The 18,295-nt window shown below is 50.4% G+C and carries 21 protein-coding genes and 3 tRNA genes; 15 read left to right on the forward strand and 9 right to left on the reverse strand.

All coding sequences use genetic code 11. The features are described from left to right. Positions 1-31: 31 nt before the first annotated feature. The 3 genes from MPF33_06190 (at position 32) to MPF33_06200 (ending at position 2,693) form a co-directional block, all read left to right on the forward strand. Positions 32-766 (forward strand): SDR family oxidoreductase, encoded by a 735-nt coding sequence (locus tag MPF33_06190; GenBank protein ID MCI2414821.1) that lies wholly within the window; start codon positions 32-34, stop codon positions 764-766. A gap of 74 nt (positions 767-840) precedes the next feature. Then, a complete protein-coding gene (locus MPF33_06195; protein MCI2414822.1) occupies positions 841-1,911 on the forward strand; it encodes an extracellular solute-binding protein in 1,071 nt (356 codons plus the stop codon). Between the two features lie 68 nt (positions 1,912-1,979). Then, the gene (locus MPF33_06200) at positions 1,980-2,693 is read left to right on the forward strand and encodes an ABC transporter permease (protein MCI2414823.1); all 714 of its coding nucleotides are present in this window, start codon (positions 1,980-1,982) and stop codon (positions 2,691-2,693) included. On the opposite strand, the gene MPF33_06205 is transcribed toward MPF33_06200, so the two are convergent. From MPF33_06205 to thpR, 4 genes are all read right to left on the reverse strand, one after another. After that, positions 2,675-2,772: transfer RNA gene (locus MPF33_06205), tRNA-Pro, on the reverse strand. The genes MPF33_06200 and MPF33_06205 overlap by 19 nt on opposite strands. A gap of 327 nt (positions 2,773-3,099) precedes the next feature. After that, complete coding sequence (locus tag MPF33_06210) at positions 3,100-3,762, reverse strand: serine/threonine protein kinase (protein MCI2414824.1); 663 nt, start codon at positions 3,760-3,762, stop codon at positions 3,100-3,102. Next, positions 3,717-4,985, reverse strand: a complete 1,269-nt coding sequence (locus tag MPF33_06215; protein MCI2414825.1) for a CCA tRNA nucleotidyltransferase — start codon at positions 4,983-4,985, stop codon at positions 3,717-3,719. The genes MPF33_06210 and MPF33_06215 overlap by 46 nt, the downstream gene beginning before the upstream one ends. Then, entirely contained in the window at positions 4,951-5,502 is a 552-nt protein-coding gene (gene thpR / locus MPF33_06220) for an RNA 2',3'-cyclic phosphodiesterase (GenBank protein ID MCI2414826.1), read from the reverse strand. The genes MPF33_06215 and thpR overlap by 35 nt, the downstream gene beginning before the upstream one ends. Positions 5,503-5,565: 63 nt before the next feature. Between thpR and MPF33_06225 the strand changes: the two genes are divergently transcribed. Both MPF33_06225 and MPF33_06230 read left to right on the forward strand, forming a co-directional pair. Further along, positions 5,566-6,072 (forward strand): AAA family ATPase, encoded by a 507-nt coding sequence (locus MPF33_06225; GenBank protein ID MCI2414827.1) that lies wholly within the window; start codon positions 5,566-5,568, stop codon positions 6,070-6,072. Continuing rightward, positions 6,069-6,524 carry a hypothetical protein gene (locus tag MPF33_06230; GenBank protein MCI2414828.1) on the forward strand — a complete coding sequence of 152 codons (456 nt, stop codon included), beginning with the start codon at positions 6,069-6,071 and terminating at the stop codon, positions 6,522-6,524. The genes MPF33_06225 and MPF33_06230 overlap by 4 nt, the downstream gene beginning before the upstream one ends. Here the strand turns inward: MPF33_06230 and MPF33_06235 are convergent. The 3 genes from MPF33_06235 to MPF33_06245 are packed head-to-tail and all read right to left on the reverse strand — an operon-like array spanning position 6,487 to position 9,157. Further along, positions 6,487-7,365 (reverse strand): ribonuclease Z, encoded by an 879-nt coding sequence (locus MPF33_06235; GenBank protein MCI2414829.1) that lies wholly within the window; start codon positions 7,363-7,365, stop codon positions 6,487-6,489. The genes MPF33_06230 and MPF33_06235 overlap by 38 nt on opposite strands. Further along, positions 7,362-8,288 carry a methyltransferase gene (locus MPF33_06240; protein MCI2414830.1) on the reverse strand — a complete coding sequence of 309 codons (927 nt, stop codon included), beginning with the start codon at positions 8,286-8,288 and terminating at the stop codon, positions 7,362-7,364. The genes MPF33_06235 and MPF33_06240 overlap by 4 nt, the downstream gene beginning before the upstream one ends. Beyond that, on the reverse strand, positions 8,285-9,157 hold the full coding sequence (locus MPF33_06245) for a ribose-phosphate pyrophosphokinase (protein MCI2414831.1): 873 nt from the start codon (positions 9,155-9,157) through the stop codon (positions 8,285-8,287). Before MPF33_06245 ends, MPF33_06240 begins: the two co-directional genes overlap by 4 nt. Before the next feature lie 52 nt (positions 9,158-9,209). On the opposite strand from MPF33_06245, the gene MPF33_06250 reads away from it, so the two are divergent. The 8 genes from MPF33_06250 (at position 9,210) to MPF33_06285 (ending at position 13,682) form a co-directional block, all read left to right on the forward strand. Beyond that, positions 9,210-9,974, forward strand: coding sequence for an ATP/GTP-binding protein (locus MPF33_06250; protein MCI2414832.1), 765 nt, complete (start codon positions 9,210-9,212; stop codon positions 9,972-9,974). A gap of 89 nt (positions 9,975-10,063) precedes the next feature. Beyond that, positions 10,064-10,798, forward strand: coding sequence for a DNA polymerase sliding clamp (locus MPF33_06255; GenBank protein ID MCI2414833.1), 735 nt, complete (start codon positions 10,064-10,066; stop codon positions 10,796-10,798). After that, positions 10,767-11,753 carry a DNA primase small subunit PriS gene (gene priS, locus MPF33_06260; GenBank protein MCI2414834.1) on the forward strand — a complete coding sequence of 329 codons (987 nt, stop codon included), beginning with the start codon at positions 10,767-10,769 and terminating at the stop codon, positions 11,751-11,753. The genes MPF33_06255 and priS overlap by 32 nt, the downstream gene beginning before the upstream one ends. Before the next feature lie 6 nt (positions 11,754-11,759). Then, positions 11,760-12,209, forward strand: a complete 450-nt coding sequence (locus MPF33_06265; protein MCI2414835.1) for a hypothetical protein — start codon at positions 11,760-11,762, stop codon at positions 12,207-12,209. A gap of 1 nt (position 12,210) precedes the next feature. Next, positions 12,211-12,498, forward strand: coding sequence for a 50S ribosomal protein L44e (locus MPF33_06270; protein MCI2414836.1), 288 nt, complete (start codon positions 12,211-12,213; stop codon positions 12,496-12,498). Further along, a complete protein-coding gene (locus MPF33_06275; GenBank protein ID MCI2414837.1) occupies positions 12,495-12,692 on the forward strand; it encodes a 30S ribosomal protein S27e in 198 nt (65 codons plus the stop codon). Before MPF33_06270 ends, MPF33_06275 begins: the two co-directional genes overlap by 4 nt. A gap of 1 nt (position 12,693) precedes the next feature. Next, positions 12,694-13,479: a translation initiation factor IF-2 subunit alpha gene (locus MPF33_06280; protein ID MCI2414838.1), complete on the forward strand. Its 786-nt coding sequence runs from the start codon at positions 12,694-12,696 to the stop codon at positions 13,477-13,479. A 32-nt stretch (positions 13,480-13,511) separates the two neighbouring features. Further along, positions 13,512-13,682 (forward strand): RNA-protein complex protein Nop10, encoded by a 171-nt coding sequence (locus MPF33_06285; protein MCI2414839.1) that lies wholly within the window; start codon positions 13,512-13,514, stop codon positions 13,680-13,682. On the opposite strand, the gene MPF33_06290 is transcribed toward MPF33_06285, so the two are convergent. Both MPF33_06290 and MPF33_06295 read right to left on the reverse strand, forming a co-directional pair. Next, positions 13,672-15,948, reverse strand: a complete 2,277-nt coding sequence (locus tag MPF33_06290; GenBank protein MCI2414840.1) for a peptide transporter — start codon at positions 15,946-15,948, stop codon at positions 13,672-13,674. The two genes, MPF33_06285 and MPF33_06290, sit on opposite strands and share 11 nt — an antisense overlap. A 42-nt stretch (positions 15,949-15,990) precedes the next feature. After that, positions 15,991-16,078 (reverse strand) — tRNA-Ile (locus MPF33_06295). Between the two features lie 349 nt (positions 16,079-16,427). Between MPF33_06295 and MPF33_06300 the strand changes: the two genes are divergently transcribed. Both MPF33_06300 and MPF33_06305 read left to right on the forward strand, forming a co-directional pair. After that, positions 16,428-17,948: an ammonium transporter gene (locus MPF33_06300; GenBank protein ID MCI2414841.1), complete on the forward strand. Its 1,521-nt coding sequence runs from the start codon at positions 16,428-16,430 to the stop codon at positions 17,946-17,948. A gap of 128 nt (positions 17,949-18,076) precedes the next feature. Further along, positions 18,077-18,150: transfer RNA gene (locus MPF33_06305), tRNA-Ala, on the forward strand. Positions 18,151-18,295 lie beyond the last annotated feature (145 nt).

An 18,295-nucleotide genomic window follows, 5' to 3' on the forward strand; every position in this document is an offset into this window, starting at 1 on the left:
CTTCTTAAACTTACGCGGTGTTCTAGAGTAAATGATCGCCCTGGTCACTGGAGCTTCAAAGGGAATAGGGAAGAGCGTTGCTTTAAGGCTCAAAAAGCTCGGGTACACCGTGGTCGCGGTTTCCAGGACTCCTCCTGAGATGGGCGACGTGAAATACGTGGCAGACGTCTCCAACAAGGACGAGGTCAAGAAAATAGTTGAGGAGACCTTGGAGAAGTTCTCTGCAATAGACGTGCTAGTGAACAACGCCGGCTTTGGAGTCTACGGCTCCTTCCACGAGACCCCGCTAGAAGAGGAGGAGTACATGGTGAAAACCAATCTCCTCGGGCCAATCTACTTCACCAAGTTTGTCCTGCCTTCCATGATCTCTAAGAGGAGGGGCAACATAGTCAACATAGTCTCTGAGGCAGCCTACGTCTCGTCTCCTAAACTCCTCGTGTACTCCGCTACGAAGGCAGGACTGGCTAGCTTAACAAACGGCCTTTGGGCCGAGGCGAGGAAGTTCAACGTAAAGGTCTCAGGAATTTACCCTGGGCCCGTAAAGACCAACTTCTCCTCCCATCCCTCGTTCAAGGGAGTGAAGAACTCCTTCGATAAGTTCGCCGTTGAGCCAGAGAAGGTGGCGGACGCCGTGGTAAAGGCGATAAAGACGGGTAAGAGGGAAATTTATGTGCCCTCTAAGTTATTACTTGACCCGTATTTTCTGAAATTCTCTAACCTTTTCCAGTCTATTACATATAGGATTGTAAGTAAATGGTTTAGCTAGAAATAAATCTTTTTAAGGATATTTACCTTTGGAAATATTTTTAAACCATAATATGTATATTAGATTAGATCCACATGAATAGGACAACTCTTGTAGGAATAACTGTAGTAGTAATAATAATTGTTGGAGTTGCAGTATATTTGTTGATCCCAAAGAGCCACACCACTACTACAACTAGCCCAACCGCCACTCCGACCAGCTCAACTACCATCACCCCGAGCTCTGAAACTCCGATCTCCGTGTGGGTAGCGGACGCGTATACGGCAGAGGCTGAGACCTTGCTTAACGCCTTCCGCAACTCGACTGGAATCCCAATACTGATGGCAAAAGGTGGAGGATCCTTTGGGCTCGCTCGCGAAATAGAGACAGAGGGATCAAGTGCTGGAGTGACCGTATTTATGCCGGTAGCGTTAAGCGCAGCGACGACAGACCTAGGCCAATACAACTCCGGGTGGGCAATAGCCTTCGTAGCAGACCAGCTATCGATCGCGTATACTAATGCAAGCATAAACAACCAGTACGCCAAGGAGGCCTTAACGGACGCCCAGAACGGGAACTGGTCAGGGTTCTTCACCATCTTAACAAGTGGTAAAGTCAAGGTAGGCATTTCTGACCCCAACACAGACCCAGCCGGTTGCAGGGCGTGGATAGTGCTGGAGATAGCGGGTTACTTGTACCAGCACAACATGTCCTACTACTACGACAGGATGCTGGATAACCAAGGTAACGTTACAGCTTCAAACGCTGCGGAACTCGTCCCAGACCTAACCGCAGGCAACATAAACTTCCTCTTCATTTACAAATCCGCAGCAATTGCCAAGCACCTAGGATACGTCCAGCTTCCCGACCAGCTGAACCTAGGAGACCCCGCTTACGCTAACTTCTACTACAACTTCACCTACAAGCTCGCCACAGGGATAGCCCACGGCTCCCCCATCTACTTGTACATCACTGTACCTAAGGCGACCAACAACTACAACGAGGCCATCCAGTTCGTGATCTTCGTGGTAGAGCACTCCAACATACTATCACAGTACGGGCTGGCCCCCTTGAAGCCTGCCTTCCTGTTCAACACTACCGCAGTCCCACCACAGATAGCCCAATTAATCTCAGAGGGATACTTACAAGTGGCGAACTCTTCATGAGGGTACTAAAGGCAATAGGGATTTTTTTAGCCCTCCTCCTATCCCTTCCCGTACTAGTCCTAGTATACATGGGCTTTTTCGTTTTCAATTCACCACAAGCTTACTCCTCAACCTTCTTGAATAGCGTTCTCCTCACGGTCACCTCTTCTGCCACTGCAGTCGCAGTGGACTTCGCCCTCTTCACCCTGCTCTCCTACTACCTCTCCAGGAACAGGGATCTCATCGCCGACTCCCTAGCTGACGTCCCTGCATCAATACCCCACCCCATCGTAGGGGTTGCCTTAGTGTTCTTGGACAGCCCCTACACCCCAATAGGGGACTTCCTGAGAAGCTTGGGGATAAACTTCTTCGACACATACCTAGGGTTGACATCGGCGTTGGTGGTGGTCTCAGCGCCCATCTACATTAAGAGCTTGAAGAGCTTCTTCGACTCCCTCCCCAGATCATACGAGAATTACGCGAGGAGCCTTGGGGCTGGAGAGCTCAGGACTTTCTTTTCCGTCGTGTTCCCAATGTCATATAAGGGGATCGTGACGTCCCTCCTCGTTGCCATGTCTAGGGCCATGAGCGAGTTCGGTTCCATCGCCATCATATCGTACTACGTGTTGGGAGGGCCATTTAACGGCGTTACCCCTGCGCCCATCCAGATATACGAGTACTTTGGTTATTACGGCCCAGGGGTAGCGGTGACCGCCTCGGCGATAATGATCGTAATAGGCATAGCTGTCCTAGCGACAGTAAGGGTAGTACAGTACAAGTTAGGTGGGGCCGCCGGGATTTGAACCCGGGACCACCAGCGTTCTGGTGGTTAGGGAACTTATCCCCAGGCTGGCATCCTAGTCCATGCTAGACTACGGCCCCCCACATTTAGACAGATATCCTTGCATTTAAAAGTTATGATAGCCATAATATAATTACTTTCGGTTAACTCTCCCCCCATATAAGCCTTGGTAAGGAAAATAATATCGGAAGGGTAATACGTATAGTATATATTAAAGCATTGGACTGGAAAAGCAATAAATAGGTGGTTAGAAATTCCCGTTGTATACAAGTGTAAAAATTGCGGATATGAACTCTACAGGTTCGAGAAGGTGGGTCAAGACTTTTACGGAGTTAGGACTCCGTCGGAAATTAAATCCATTTACGGAGGTAGGTGCCCCAAGTGCGGACATCAGCTCTCTACCCCGACTATGCAGGAAATAAGGATCGCCTTGAGGAAGAAGGTAGCAGTTCTGTCAAGGTAGAGAGGACTTTCCTTAGATCCCTCCCTTTCTTGTACTCCCTTGCTAGTTCGTACAACTTGAAGGCAGAAAGGACTTTAGTTACGTTGTTCGGGTTTTCCTTGACTTGGGAGGAGTCGTAGTCTATTATGTAAGTCCTCTCCCCAGTGACTAGAACGTTCCTCCACGGCCTGGACAGCTCTAAGTGTTCTATTTTTACCTCCTCCAGATACCTTGCCCTAGCTAAGAGGTCTGGCAGAACTCCAAAGTCCTTCGGCGTCAGAGTTCTGCCCCTTACGTACTCCATAACAATGAAATTTCTCCCGTAAAGGTATACCTTTGGGGAGGAGGGATATGCCATCTCCTGTATCCTTGCCTCCAGCTCCAAGCCCTCCTTGGGAGAGTCTGCGCGCTTGATCTTTACTGCCTTGTCCCTGTCTAGGAGCACTACAACTCCTGTCTTCCCTTTGCCCAATACCTTAAGCTTCCCGTACTGTACTCCGCCGAAGGAGTAGGCGTGGGTTATGCCGTTTTCCACTAACTCTTTGTATATTCCCTCGTCGAACCTAGGGTATATAAACGCCCTTATTTCAACCAAGTTGGGGTCTTTTTCAAAAACCTCCTCAGGCAAGGCTCCTCTGGCTCCTCTTCCAACCAGTACTGCTCTATCCTATGTTTATACTTTAACGTGAGCGAGGCTTTAACTATTTCCTCCGGTAACGCGTCCTTCCTCTCCTTTACGGAGTAGAGCTTACCGTCCTCGCCTACCCAGACGTTTTCGTTCTTTTCCACGAAGTCCTCCACAGAGCTTATTAGGTAAAAGGAGGGGCCCTGGTTTAGCTTGTATTTGCCCACGTAGCGCGACTCAAGTTGCACGGCTATTGTCACAACGCTGGAGTCGCCATAGCCTTTAACGTCAATTACCCTGTAGCCCTTAGCCTTGAGCTCATTTCTTATCCTCTCAATGCTCCTGTAGACCTGTCCCCAGAGCACGTCCTCCACGCCCTTCTCCTCTATGTACACCTTCGTGACCAATACGTCTCCCATTAGCCTAGCGTCCTTTACCTCCGGTGGGAAGAAGAAGCTGATGGAGGGGTCCTTAAGGAAGAAGTGGCTGGCTATGACGAATGTAGCTAGGCTCTTGAGGGAAACCGCTGCTGCCGCGTTCCTCCTAGGGTCAACGGGGTCTGGGATTATTACCGGGGAGTCAAATTCCTTCTTGGGCTTCACAAGCTCTACCTTGACTGGGTTCCTCCACTTCCTAGCCTCCTCCAGGACTCTCACAAAGGTACCGTACTTTACCACGAGCAACTCGCTGACGTAACCTGAGAAACCCTGAACCTTTATCTCCGCTCCATACACCCCTATCCCCTTCAAAAACCTCTTGAGGAGCCTCACCTCGTCCTTTTGCTCATCTGATAAGTGGGACAGCACGTACTCCGTGTGGAACGGCGTCCTGTCAACTGCCGTCAACGCCTCTTCCCCGCTCTCCACCTTTAGCCCGGGAACGACGTCGACTTCAACCCCCTCCACCCTGGTTATTAGGTATGGGTGCTCAGCGTAGGCCATGTCCACTTCCAGTCCCTTAAGCCTCTCCAACAACAGCTTTAGGGCCTCAGTCCTCAAGTACTCCTTACCCACTTCCTTGGGGAAGAAGACGAACACGTCTACGTCAGCGTCCCCTTTCAGCCAGGTTCCCTTCCTAAAGGAGCCGTGGACTTGCGCGTCGAGTCCCTTAAGTCTCTCCAGCACCACGTTGAGGGACTGCCCTATCTTGTGTTCATCCTCCTCAGTGGGCTTTACCCTCGAGAGGACTTCCCTAAGCACCTGGTTTAGCTGAGTGGAGTTGCTCATAAATGGGTCCCCTGGGGGTCAAAGTACTCTTAAAGAGGGTAATCTCCCTTACCTCCATTTCCCCCACAATTATGTCGGCGTTCTTCGTGATGAACTCGCTCAACTTGGGCAAATTCCTGGGCCCCTTTACCCTCCCTAAGGTCACGTGGGGGAGGAACTCGTTGTCGTTCTCTGGCCTAACTCCAACCTTCTTGAGGTTCTGGACCAGCTGATCTCTGATCTCCTTCATCTGGTTAAACCCCTTCTCTATCCCGACCCAGACTACCCTTGGCCTAGAGAGGCTGGGAAAAGCGCCCATTCCCCTTAAAGTGACGTTAAACTTGTTGAACTTCACGCCGTCCATGGCCCTCTTTATCGTCTCGACCCTAGAGTCCTCCACTTCCCCCAAGAAGGCAAGCGTTACGTGCACGTTCTCCGGCTCGACGAGCTTCACGTCAGCTCCAATGAGTCTTAAGTCCTCGAGGAGGGAAAGTATTGTTGGAACGCCTTCAATTTTAATTGCTATAAACAACCTCATACTTTTAAACCTCTATTCACAAGATTTGGGTGGTCAATAATTAAAGTAATTCTTATTACTGGAATGCCAGGCTCCGGAAAGACGGAATTCGCAAAGATGTTGAAAGAGAAGGGCTTCCAAGTGATCTCCATGGGCGACGTGCTCAGGAAAAGGTACGAAAAGGAGGCGAGGCACGGCGAAAAGCTAATGGACTTCGCCAAGAGGATAAGGGAGATCTACGGTGAGGGAGTTGTGGCGAGGCTGAGCGTAGAGGAAGTCCCTCCCTCAGCCAAGCTAGTTGCCTTTGAGGGGGTCAGAAGCTTGTACGAGGTGGAGGAGTTCAAGAGGCTGGGAGAACCGCTGATTGTGGCCATCCACTCCCCTCCTCAACTTAGGTACTCCAGAATGATGAGCAGGATGAGACAGGACGACTCCAAGGACGTCCAAGAGTTGAGGAGAAGGGATCTCGACGAAATAAAGTTGGGTATAGGGGGAGTCATAGCTATGGCGGACTACGTAGTACTCAACGACTCGTCGATCGAGGAGTTTAAGAGGAGGTCGGAAGAAATTATACAAAGGATATTAAGATGACTAGAGTAACTTTCGTGGCTGAGGTTAGACCCTCTGAGGACGAGGACAAGGTAAAGATAGCGATAATGAACTTCTTCGACTTCGAGAGCATACGCGTTGAGGAAAAACCACTCGGTAAAGTGATTTTTGCTGAGGCCAATTCCCTTAGTAGCTTGAAGAAGATGCACAGAGTACTTAGGGAGGAGAGGATACTCGACGCTGCAAGGAAGTACTTGAAGAGGGGGATCCAAGGTAAGAAGATAACCTTCATGATACACAAACAAGCTGCAAGCGTCGGGGTTCTGTCATTTGTAGACGACGAGAGGGAGTCGCCTTTAGGGCCCATTGAAGTGACGATCGAATACGAGAACCCCGAGGAGGTAGTGGACTGGCTTGCCCCCAAGACTGCTAGGGGAAGGCCCCTCTGGGAAAACCCTATCCCTGACGAAGTACGTAATAGGAGAGGTCCTTAGGCGCGAAGGACCACTTAAACGTCTTCCTAGCTACCCTTTCCAGCTCCTCGTTGTCCTCGTACCTCCCGCTTATGTGCACTAGGGCTAGCCTCTTTACCTCAGCCCTTTTTGCGACCTCTGCCGCGACCGAGACGGTGGAGTGCCCATACTCCTCAGCATTTACGTCGTCCAAGAACGTCGAGTCGTGAAGGAGAAGGTCTGCCCCCTTGACCGCCTCAACTACCTTGTCAGAGTAAGACGTATCCCCCGTGTAGGCTACCTTCAGGCCCCTCCTCTTGATTAAGTAGTCCTCAGGCTTTAACACCCTGTCGCCTAACTTTACCTCCTTCCCCTCCTTCAGTTGTCTTATCACCCTCCAGTCCCTTATCCCTTCTCTCTCAAGCCTCTCCTTGTCTACGTTAACCCTTTCCTTTTCCTCTAGGATGTACCCTTGGGAGGGGACTACGTGCCTAGTAGGGAAAGGAGTGAGCCTCACCTCCTGGTCTTCGTACTCGCTGACGTACTCTATCTTGAACGTGGGGTAGAAGTGGGTGAGCTCAAACGTGGCCTTTAAGAGCTCTTGTATCTTGCTAGGTCCCATTACGTACAGCTTATCGTTCCTGTTGTACATACTCATCGTCTGCACCATCGCGGGCAGGCCCATCACGTGGTCAGCGTGCATGTGAGTGATTGCTACGACCTTTATGGCCATTATGCTCAAGGAGTGGTTTATCATGGTTATCTGCGTTCCTTCACCGCAGTCCATAAGGACGTTGAAGGCGTTCCTCCTGAAGAGGTAGGCTGGAAGTCTCCTCTTTGATGGCGCACCTCCTCCCGTCCCTAGGAAGAAGATCTCTATCAAGGCTTCTCCACCACGTATATCTTCCTGCTGAGGCTCTTGTGTAGGTAAATGAAGTGTATGGAGACTACTCTCAAACCAGCGCTTTTAATCTTGTCCCTCCACTCCAAGTTGGAACCAGTAGCGAAGACAAGTTTTCCCTTCTCCCTTAAAAGCTCAGCCGAGTTGAAGAAGAAGCCCTCGTATAACATGTCCAGGCTCTCTCCCTTGGCACTTGACGACCTACCGTAGGGTGGGTCTGTCACTATGGCCTCTGCCTCCCTGTAGGGCATTGCTGTGGCAGAGGACTGTAGTAACTCGCACTGATAGCTAAAGAACTCCAGGTTTTTCCTAGCTTTGTCCAGTGCCTTGAGGTCGACGTCGCTTCCCAAGCACTTGTACCCCATCCACGCCGACTCCAGCAAAATAGATCCAAGTCCCACGAAGGGATCGCAGATTGAGCTCTTTGGATTTGCCAAATTGACCAAAAGCCTCGATGTAAAGGGATCCATAGTCCCCGACTGGGAAAAGGGCTTTTTGGAATGGGCCAACATGCTCTTTGTATCCCTCTCCTCCTCCCTGATTCCCGCTATGATTACTCCGTCCGTGAAGATTAGGTCTAGGACGGCGCAGTTCCTCGAGGGCTTAATTGCCTTTAGCACTTCAGAGTACGCTTGCTGGAACTCATCCTTCCCTGAGCCCATTATTACGTTGGGCTTAACTGAAAAGCACTTACCCCTAACGGCGTCCACTATTTCCTTGAAGTCCTCAGATATGGCCAGTACCTCTCCCGTGTACTTTATCGTAGAGGACCTCCTAGCGACGTTCCTGCTTTCTCCGTCAAAAACGGCAACTCCCGTGAAAAAACTCGCGTCCCTCCTAATTATAGCTAGGAGCTCGGCCATTGAGACGAAGAGCTCGTCTGCGCTTAACACTGCGTACTTCATAGCCTCACTGCTATCAGCTCTGAGATGTCCACAACCTTGACGTCACCTTGCACGTTTACAGAATTAGTAGAAATAACGTCCTTGACCCCTGCCTTCTTAAGCCTATCCAAAGCGCTGTTTACCAAAAGCGCGTGGGCAGCTGCAGCTATGACTTTCCTGGCCCCTAACTTGTAGGATGCCTTGGAGGCCAACTCCATTGTTCCCCCTGTGCTTATTATGTCGTCTATGAGGACAACGTCCTTCCCCGACAAGTTCCCCTGAGGCAATTCCTTAATCCTTACCTCCCCAGTTGTCCTGTCCCTCTCCTTTTCCACATAAGAGAAAGGAGAGCCAAGTTCCTTAGCCAACCTCTCCGCCCTACTTAAAGCTCCCCTGTCAGGGGCAAGGACAAAGGGGTCATCCACCTCCTTCCTAATTTCCCTGGCTAGAGCTGGAATTGGGTCTACAAGCTTCACCTCTCCTTTGAAGTACTTCAGCGCGTCCTGGTGATGGGGCTCCACCACGACGAGGCTGTCGCACCCCACGTGGCTGAGTATTCCCAACACTGTCTTTACGCTCAAGGCCTCCCCGTCCTTGAACCTCCTATCCTGCCTCAAGTACGCCATGTAGGGGACTACCGCAGTGACTTTGCTCGCGCCCATGTCCTTAGCAGTCTCCGCCATCAGGAAGAGCTCTATGAGGTGTTTGTCTTGAGGGTAATAAGTGGACTGCACTATGACGACATCCTCGTTGCCCAAGGGCCTTGGATACCTTATGTAGGACTCTCCGTCTGGGAAAACCTTGCTCTCCGCCTTTATTAGGTCGGCTCTCAAGATCTTTGAGATAGCCTCGTCGATTCCGTTCGAGGCTGGCCCTCCTACTATAATCATAGGTATTGCTCTCAGAAGAAGTTTTTAAGATTAAAACCGCTCATTATACTTTATGTATTTTATCTTCTTCACTGGAACTGCAGGAGCCGGGAAGACCACTATCGTAAAGGAATTTCGCGATTACTTGGTTGACCAGGAAATGGACGTGGCTACAATTAACCTAGATCCAGCTGTAGAGAACTTGCCCTATGCCCCCGATTTCGACGTAAGGGATTACGTGGACGCCTTTGAGGTTATGCAGAGGTACCAGCTGGGGCCCAACACCTCTTTGATCGTGTCCATCGACCTAGTACTTTCAAAGGCTGGAGAGATAAAGAAGGAAATAGACGAGATAGAGGCCAACTACGTGTTGGTGGACACTCCGGGCCAAGTGGAGCTCTTTGCCTACAGGGACACGGGCAGGCTAATATCTTCGCTGATAGCTGGAGAAAACAGGGCTATCAACGTGTTCCTCATGGACTCCTTCCTCGCAAAGGAGGCTAGGAGTTTCGTCTCCTTACTTCTGTTGTCAAGTGCTATAAAGTTCAGGCTGAACCTACCACAAGTAAACGTCCTATCCAAGGTAGACTTGTTGAGCGAGAAGGAGCTCGAAAACGTCAAATCGTGGGGAGAAGGCGAGAAGATTGTAGACGACCTAGGGACGATAGACGAGTACTCCTTTGAACTCGTTAAGACGATAGTAGAGAACCTCGACAGCTCCCCGATCCCAGTGTCCTCCGTAACCAATTCTGGGTTTAACGAACTTTACGCGGAGATACAAAAGGTATTTGCTGGAGGGGAGGACTACCTAACGGAGGAAAACAACCCCAGGATTTGACCGTGGGGCTCCACGAAAGGGATAGGATAAACTAGAGCAAAAGCAAAGGACCTCAAACTTTATACGCCTTCCTAGGGAAATATAAAGACATGAAGTTCAAGGCCATCGATGCGTCTGCCTTGGCAAACATCTTCGCTACAGTCGGGGAGTTCATGAACGAGGCCAGCATAGTCTCCACAAAGGACGGTATAAGAATCTCTGGCATAGACCCGTCTAGGGTGGTCTTCCTGGACATCTTCCTACCTTCAGCTTACTTTGAGGACTACGAGTCAGAGGAGAAGGAGGTCTACGGCTTCAGCCTCAAGGAGGTAAACCAAGTACTCAAGAGGGTGAAGAAAAACGACTCCATTACGATCTACACCGAGCAAGAGAAGATAAACGTCGACATTTCAGACGGCTTCGAGAGGATATTCAAGTTGCCCATCCTAGGGTCTTCTGAACCCCAGAACCCCTCCATGAACCTGGAGTTCCCGTTCAAGGCGAAGCTTCTCACCGCTGTCTTCAGCGAAGTTATCTCTGACCTCTCCAACCTAGGTGATACCCTAATTATCTCCTCAAAGGAACAAAAGCTGTACTTAGAGGCACAAGGGGACTTAGGGAACTCTACGGTAGAGCTCTCCACAGACAACGGCGGACTTATAGAGTCCGAGGGAAGCGACGCTACCTCCACCTACGGGATGGAGTACGTCTATAACACCATCCCCATGAGGAAGCCCTCAGACACGGTGCAGTTGGCCTTTGGCTCTCAGTTGCCCCTCAAGCTACGCTACGAGTTGCCCCAAGGGGGCTACGGTGACTTCTACATTGCACCCAGGGTTGAATAACCTAGTGAAGGTGATTTTTAAGGAGTACTACGAGAGGGCTACCCTTGAACTTCCGTACGACATGGAGCTAAGAGAGTTCGCGTACCAACCCTTTGAGTCTGAGTCGTACGTGAGACACTTAAGCTTCTCCAACGAGGTAGAGCTCAAGGCCTACCTCGTGAAGAACGTTCCACTCCACCTCTATTACTCCTCAGCTAAGTACCAACTGCCCTCAGAAAAGGAAATGGAGGGGAAGGGATGGATGGGGGCAGACATGCAGTTTGACCTAGACGCAGACCACTTCTGTAACGTGAGGAAGTTCAACTTTTGCCCCACGTGTGGACAGGCGGTTGAGGGAGAGGTGTGCCCAAGGGACGGGACGCAGGCAATTGAGTACGTTGAAGTCACCAAGGAGTGCATTGAGAAGACAAAAGAAAAGGCCATTGACCTCGTGGAGATACTGGAGGACGACTTAGGCTTTAAGCCCAAGGTCTACTTCTCAGGGAACAGGGGTTTCCACGTCATAGTGGAGTGCTCCGGCGACTGCGCCCTCTTGAGCTCCAGCGATAGGAAGCAGATAGCGGAGTACGTCATGGGAGTTAACGTGCCCAAGTACCGGGGAGAGCCAGGAGACCCAGGGTGGGTGGGAAGGCAGGCCAGGGGGAAGAGCGGGGTGGAGATAGACGAACAGGTGACCACTGACGTGAAGAGGCTCGTTAGGATTCCTGGCTCAATTCACGGCAAGTCGGGGCTCCTCGTCAGGAGGGTGGAGCTAGAGAGGTTTGAGTTTTCCAAGGAAGTCCTCTCTCCCCTTAAGGGAACAGGGATACTCCTGCCCTTCGTTTCCGGGGAGTTCGAGCTAATAGGCGAGAAGGTCAAGCTCAGGGAGAGGACGCCCATAAGGCTTGACATAGCCTTGGCGCTTTACGCTTCGCTTAAAGGTCTGGGAGAGCTAAAGGTATACGAAAAGGGGTAAAAAGCCTTGATAGACGAAGTGCTCTCCAAGGAGCTCGAGACCGACGCCCTACAAGAGATCCCCATAAACTCGTTCTCAAATGACCTAGAGGTCCTAAAGAAACTGAGGTTGAGGTACACCGACGAACTCCACAAGAGGGAAGTGAAGATTTACGAAGAGCTAGCGGAGTCCCTGTTTGAGGTGAGGCTGGGCAAGTACCTTGAGGACGGAAAGGGGGGAGGGAGCTTTGACTCCTTCGTCTTCGAGTTCTTGGAAAAAATAAAGGAACTCTACGTCTCCCTCCTCACTGGCAACCTAGTGTCCAACAACGAGAGGGTAATGTGTAAGGTGACCAAGAAGGTCACCGTAGACGGCAGGACGCTGGACAGGGGGGACATAGCTTTCCTCCCAATAAGGCTGGTCGTGCCTTTATGGATAGTAGAATATATAATCCCCTGCAAGTTAGTAGATAACTGAAATGAAAGTCCCCAAAGTCATCAAGACGTACTGCCCTAGGTGTAAGACCCACACAGAGCACAGCGTCTCCCTCTACAAGTCAGGGAAGAGGAGGAGCCTCTCCGAGGGACAGAGGAGGTACGAAAGAAAGAACCTTGGTTACGGTAGCAAGAGGAAGCCGGAGCAAAAGAGGTTTGCCAAGGTCACCAAGAAGCAGACGCTCATGCTCAAGTGCCAGAAGTGCGGATACACCATAATGAAGCATGGAATTAGAGTCAAGAAGCTGGAGCTCGTTGAGGTGATCAAATGAGGAAGCTGAGGATACTCATTCCAGAACCAAGGACCAAGTTCATAAGGGTGAAGTGCCCAAACTGCGGAAACGAGCAAGTTATCTTCAGCCACGCCACTTTTCCGGTGAGGTGCCTCTCCTGTGCAACACAGCTCGTTTACCCGACAGGGGGCAAAGCAAAAATAGTCGGCGAAGTTATTAGAGAAATGGGCTAAAATGATCTACAACAGACATCCCTTACCAAGGGAAGGGGACGTTTTAATAGCCACCGTTAAGCAGATCTTTGACTACGGAGCTTATGTTTCCCTTGACGAGTACGGTGGTCTTCAAGCCTTCTTACCGTGGAGCGAGATAAGTACAAGGTGGGTCAAGAACATAAGAGATGTGATCAAGGAGGACAGGAAGGTAGTAGTCAAGGTAATAAGGATTGACAGGAGGAAGGGGACAGTAGACGTCTCACTGAAGAAGGTAAACGACGACGAGAAGAGGAAGAAGAACCTCGAGTGGAAGAAGTTACAGAAAATAGACAAGATCCTGGAAATAGTCTCGAAGAAGCTTGGAAAGACGGAAAAAGAGGCCTGGGAGCAAGTGGCGTGGAAGCTCGAGAACAAGTACGGAGACGTGTTCGAGGCTTTGCAGAGGGTTAGCAGGGAAGGGGAGAAGGTACTCTTGGACGCAGGCGTGCCAGAGGTCTGGGTAAAGCCTTTGATGGAGGAGGCAATGAAGCACGTGGAGGAGAAGAGGTACAAGGAGTCTCAAGTGGTAGTGGCAAAGACTAACGACCCCTACGGGGTGGAGAAGATAAGAAAGCTCTTCAGCGAGGCGGTGCCCAAGGAGAACGGCGTGAGTGTTAAGATCTACAGCATCGGAGCACCTAGGTATAGGATAGACGTGGTAGGCACTGACCCAAAGGAGCTGTCCAGGCTACTCGAGGAGGTTATTGACAGCCTTAAGGAAAAGTCTAAAGAGATCGGCGTAGAGTTTAGCGTGGCTAAAGCCTAACCCTTTTTAACCGGCTTTCCCTCCTTTTCCGCATGAAGTGGAAGTTAAGGAAGTGTGTTTTCGACGGCGCCTACACTTTTGAGGAGAAGTGCCCAAAGTGCGGTAGCCCTACTGTTGTCCCACATCCACCTAGGTTTTCGCCCGAGGACAAGTACGTTAAGTACAGACTGGAGGTAAAAAAGGGGAGGAAGTTTAACTGCTAGAGTTTGTCACTACTGTAACGTGGGGCATGTAGCCTGGTTGTACGAACTCGTACACCATTACCATTATATAGACTATGTAGCCGTTAGACGGGTTAGAGTAAAGCGGGTAAAGGGCTATGTAAACAGGAGCAAAGTACTGCATGTGGACTGGTGGCAACACTACACCGCTTGAGAGGCCAGTAGCTGTGAACGTGACGCTGAAGGGAGCTACAACCGGGTAACCGAGAGTCTGCACTGCTTGTATGAACATCTGTACTATCAACGACTGGTAAGCCTTAGGAGTCCACGCCAACACGTAGGACTGGGCCACGTAGTTCTCCAAGGTAGCCGCTTCTGACGCCGTGGCAGGGTTGGAGCCATAGGTCTGGTTTATGGCTGATATTTGATCCTCGATTAGGGTCGAGTTTACGTACTCGTTTATTGGGTACCCTGCTATGGTCGTCATGGCTCCCATGGCCTTTCCTATATCTCCCAGGCTAGTGGTGTAGCCTAAGAAGGGGCCTCCAAGGTCTACCGGGTAGCCTATGAAAGCGTCAGCCCTAAACTGTCCGTTGGAGAAGGAATAGCTTACTGTTATTGCATCGTACGCGACTACATAGGCAGGGGTCTGCTCTGGACTCCCGTTATATGGCCTAATGTGGAAGTCGTTCATCAGCACGTTTGCCGCAAAGCTCTCGTTGTTAAGGAACATTTCCGCCATCAACTTGATCTGCGTCCCGTTTAGCGTATTGTTCTCGTCTATCACCGATCTATTACCTACGACCTCTATCCAGTAGCCGTAGTCCCACCAGCTCAAGATGAAGGAGTGCTGGGGCGTGTTCTCCCTTATCCAGTTGAGCGCCTCAACCCAAGCGTAATTAGGTACAGGGTAGGGAGAAGCTGAAGTGACTATTGCGTTGGGTTCGTTGCTGAACATGATGGCAGAGGACGCGTCAGCTACCATGGAGAGCCCCACGAAGGCCAGGAAAAGCACTGGGACTAGCCTATTTCCGCTCTCCCTTATCTTTGAAACTATGAAGGCCACGCCTGCCCCGGCCAGTGGGGCGACCATGTAAGCGGTATAGTTGAACAAGTAGGGCTGTTCGGAGGTACCGTAAATGCTGACCACTCCAAGCACCATTAGCCAGACTGCAGACAAGTTACCGTTCCTTATTGCGTAGTATATCCCAAGGATAGAAAGGAAGATGGATATGCCGAAGTCCTGCAACATGGCGGAAATTGACTGCGGGATGTACTCTGCCACGGTCTTGTCAATTGGGACGGTTATTTGGAAGAATGGGTTTATGATAGCGTAGTACCTGGACGGAATTGGGGTAACTCCTATATAAGATAGGCCCGCTATCCCTATAACGAAGAGGAAAACCAGCACAGCGGTAATTATGAGGGACCTAGAGTCGGCAATCTCCTTTGGTATAACCTGCTTGAGGTAGAGGTCCAAGAACAGCAACAGCCCTACTAGCAGTAACGAGAACCCGTGGGCTAGGCCAGACATAAAGCCTATGCTGTTCGGGGCAAACGACGTTAAGAAGGCCGTAACTAGGGCCATTAACGTGAAGGACTTTGCAGTTGGTAGGTCGTTCCTGTTCAGGAGTATTATGAGGAATGCGCCAGCTAGCAAGCTTAGGTCAATGTACGTAGAGCCTCCCCAGCTTATCTCAGCCAGGAACAGGGGTAGTCCGGCTAGAGCTCCGTAGGCTGGTCTCTTTTTCTCTATGGCGTAATTTAGCAGGTAGATGGAGAAGAGCACGAATACGCCTCCCCAAGAGTCCTTAGGCAGACCGCCCACTATGTTCTTGTAGGTCAGGGCCGGGGACACAGCTATGACTATTGACGCTATTAGTGCGCCCATCCTGCTCTTGGTTATCCCGTCTACTGCCAAGTAAGTTGCCACAACCCCCAAGCCTGCAAGGGCTATGTCCATGAACATGGTGACAGTGTAGACAGCGTTGGCGCCCAGGTAAGAGAACGGCAATGAAAGCAACGAAACGATAAAGGGAAGACCTATGGTATCCCCTAACTCTATGAAATAGCCCCATGGGTACCACGCGTGGACGTCTGGGGGCACCGCGTACCAGTTTCCGTGTGCTTGGGAGATGAGCAAAGCGTTGTAGAACAAGTACCACGAGTCGAAGCCGTTTATGGCGAGGGGCCAGTCAGCGCTGAGCGTCCTTATAAGTATGGAGACAAGGGTTATGGAGGTGACAGCCAAGGTGTCGATAACTGTAGTCCTCCTCAAGATCCGAGAAACGCCCTTTATTGACTGCATAAGCAAAATGCTGTTGCATGTTTTATAAGCTTATTCCAGAAGTGGGCCCGGAGGGATTTGAACCCTCGACCTCCCGGTTTCTGAGCATGGATATCAGCCGGGCGCTCTAGCCATGCTAAGCTACGGGCCCACTATATTGATTAGCCCGATCAACTTTTTTAAATCTTGTCATCTTTACATTAAGCGTACATTGCGAGCGAGTAGAGAAAAAGCTAGGCCAGCAAACTCAGTTCCCGTGTTTTATTTATACTTTACTAGTAGTGAATAAATATGCTTATACTAAAATAAAGATGAATAACACTTCTATCAAGATATACTAAAAAATATTAAAAAAGAAGGATCGATAAACGGAGGACAAGATGAATGAATTTAAAATAATTGGAGAAATTTATAAAAAGCATTCATGAGAATTTAGAGAATTGTTTTTAAACAGTTTATAGTTTTTCTCTTCTTGGTACAAAATGGGAACTTGGTACAAGATGGGAAACAACCACAAGAAATTGTTTATCCTGTCCGTCCTTTTATTGCCAATAATGTTCAGTTTAATATCCATTTCTTCAACGGGAAACGTAACCCAAGAGATACAATCGCTAAACGCCTCCATTGCAGCGTTAACCAACCACACCGCTGACTACCCAGCAGTGGCAGTCCCCTCTTGGTTGGACACCGGTAGCAACTCGTGGATGCTAACAGCAGCTACATTCGTAGGCCTCCAGAGCGTCCCAGGAGTAGCTCTTTATTACGCTGGTCTGTCCAAGAAGAAGTACGCCGTTAACAGCGCACTGATGGTCTTCTACGCGTTTGCGGCCGTGTTAATAGTCTGGATAATAGCTGGATACAACTTCGGCTTTGGAAAGCCTACTCTAGAGATTAACGGCTACGGCATACTAGGCACTCCCCTGCCTGCGTGGCCCGGTAGCTACGAGGGATCCCAGACCATATACGGGCCTGCAAACACTCCTTTGGACATCCCGACCTCTACATACATATTCTTCCAGTTTGTCTTCGCCGCAATAACCCCTGTACTACTGGCTGGTGGGGTGCTAGAAAGGATGAACTTCAAGGCATGGATGCTGTTTGTGCCTTTCTGGTCTCTCCTGGTGTACAGCCCCGTTGCGTACTGGCTCTTCGCTGGTGGGTGGCTTAACCAACTTGGAGCTGTTGACTTCTCAGGAGGTTACGTGATACACGTTGATGCCGGAGTTGGAGCGCTTGCAGCAGCGTTGGCAGTTGGACCCAGGCTGGCATCTGAGAGGAAACTCGAAGCGCACAGCTTACCGCTAGTCTTGGCTGGGGCAGGACTCATATGGCTAGGTTGGGACGGGTTCAACGGGGGTGACCCAGGAGGAGCGACAATAGACGCCGCAATAGCTGTGCTCAACACTAACATAGCTACCGCCGCGAGCGCCATAACTTGGATGCTGATGGACATAACATTCTTCAAGAAGCCCACGCTTGTTGGGGCGACTAGTGGAGCAATAACTGGACTAGTGGCAATAACCCCCGCAGCAGGTTACGTCAACGGGCTCTACGCCATACTTATAGGCATAGCTTCCGGCTCTATACCGTGGTTAGCTCTGTACAAGTTGGAGCCGAAGCTGAAGGTTGACGACACCTTGGGCGTGTTCTCCACCCACGGAATAGCGGGTATAGTAGGAGGAATACTCACCGGAGTTTTCGCAGACCCCAACGTGACAAAGTACGTGGACCCGGTCCTAGTAGGTGGGCTTTACGGCAACTGGGCACAAGTAGGGATACAAGCCTTGGGAGCAGCAGTGGTGTTCGTCTACGACTTCGCGATAACGTTTGGGCTATTGAAGCTCATAGGCCTATTCATACCTCTACAGGCGCCTCCTGACACCCTACAAGTTGGAGACTACGCAATACACGGAGAAGTTGCCTACTCTGAGCTACTGGCAACGCTGCCTAGTGCCAAAGAAGAAGAGGTAAAGAAAGAGGTCGCCAAGAACCCGAAGGAGGACAAACAGGAGGGTAAGTGAGAGTCAGAGCTGCAGTGTTTTCTTCACTACTCAAGCCGCCCATCGCTCATCATAAGTCATTTTTCCTGCTTTTCCATTTTTGTAGGTTCGTTTAAATTTAAATATCTTCTGTCCAAGAGTAGTGTAGTGGGCCGGTAGCTCAGCCTGGAAGAGTGCGCGGTTCGCACCCGCGAGGTCCCGGGTTCAAATCCCGGCCGGTCCACTCAGCGACGAACCCTTCTCTATCCCTTTGCATCTTTACACGAAAGTCTCCGCGTACTCTATCTTAAGTAATTGGGCTGGCTCCTCGCCAATATTTGAGTCCCGTACTTTAAAACCCAGGAAATCACCGTTAAGGAGCCATGGCA

This window comes from Candidatus Aramenus sp. CH1 (assembly GCA_022678445.1).
Lineage (GTDB): Archaea > Thermoproteota > Thermoprotei_A > Sulfolobales > Sulfolobaceae > Aramenus.

What these genes read in the sequence shown, in the direction of transcription:
- MPF33_06190 (MCI2414821.1), top strand. Translation starts at nt 32, where the DNA reads ATGATCGCCCTGGTCACTGGAGCTTCAAAGGGAATAGGGAAGAGCGTT.
- MPF33_06195 (MCI2414822.1), top strand. Translation starts at nt 841, where the DNA reads ATGAATAGGACAACTCTTGTAGGAATAACTGTAGTAGTAATAATAATT.
- MPF33_06200 (MCI2414823.1), top strand. Translation starts at nt 1,980, where the DNA reads ATGGGCTTTTTCGTTTTCAATTCACCACAAGCTTACTCCTCAACCTTC.
- MPF33_06215 (MCI2414825.1), bottom strand. Translation starts at nt 4,985, where the DNA reads ATGAGCAACTCCACTCAGCTAAACCAGGTGCTTAGGGAAGTCCTCTCG.
- thpR (MCI2414826.1), bottom strand. Translation starts at nt 5,502, where the DNA reads ATGAGGTTGTTTATAGCAATTAAAATTGAAGGCGTTCCAACAATACTT.
- MPF33_06225 (MCI2414827.1), top strand. Translation starts at nt 5,566, where the DNA reads ATGCCAGGCTCCGGAAAGACGGAATTCGCAAAGATGTTGAAAGAGAAG.
- MPF33_06230 (MCI2414828.1), top strand. Translation starts at nt 6,069, where the DNA reads ATGACTAGAGTAACTTTCGTGGCTGAGGTTAGACCCTCTGAGGACGAG.
- MPF33_06240 (MCI2414830.1), bottom strand. Translation starts at nt 8,288, where the DNA reads ATGAAGTACGCAGTGTTAAGCGCAGACGAGCTCTTCGTCTCAATGGCC.
- MPF33_06245 (MCI2414831.1), bottom strand. Translation starts at nt 9,157, where the DNA reads ATGATTATAGTAGGAGGGCCAGCCTCGAACGGAATCGACGAGGCTATC.
- MPF33_06250 (MCI2414832.1), top strand. Translation starts at nt 9,210, where the DNA reads ATGTATTTTATCTTCTTCACTGGAACTGCAGGAGCCGGGAAGACCACT.
- MPF33_06255 (MCI2414833.1), top strand. Translation starts at nt 10,064, where the DNA reads ATGAAGTTCAAGGCCATCGATGCGTCTGCCTTGGCAAACATCTTCGCT.
- MPF33_06270 (MCI2414836.1), top strand. Translation starts at nt 12,211, where the DNA reads ATGAAAGTCCCCAAAGTCATCAAGACGTACTGCCCTAGGTGTAAGACC.
- MPF33_06275 (MCI2414837.1), top strand. Translation starts at nt 12,495, where the DNA reads ATGAGGAAGCTGAGGATACTCATTCCAGAACCAAGGACCAAGTTCATA.
- MPF33_06280 (MCI2414838.1), top strand. Translation starts at nt 12,694, where the DNA reads ATGATCTACAACAGACATCCCTTACCAAGGGAAGGGGACGTTTTAATA.
- MPF33_06285 (MCI2414839.1), top strand. Translation starts at nt 13,512, where the DNA reads ATGAAGTGGAAGTTAAGGAAGTGTGTTTTCGACGGCGCCTACACTTTT.
- MPF33_06290 (MCI2414840.1), bottom strand. Translation starts at nt 15,948, where the DNA reads ATGCAGTCAATAAAGGGCGTTTCTCGGATCTTGAGGAGGACTACAGTT.
- MPF33_06300 (MCI2414841.1), top strand. Translation starts at nt 16,428, where the DNA reads ATGGGAAACAACCACAAGAAATTGTTTATCCTGTCCGTCCTTTTATTG.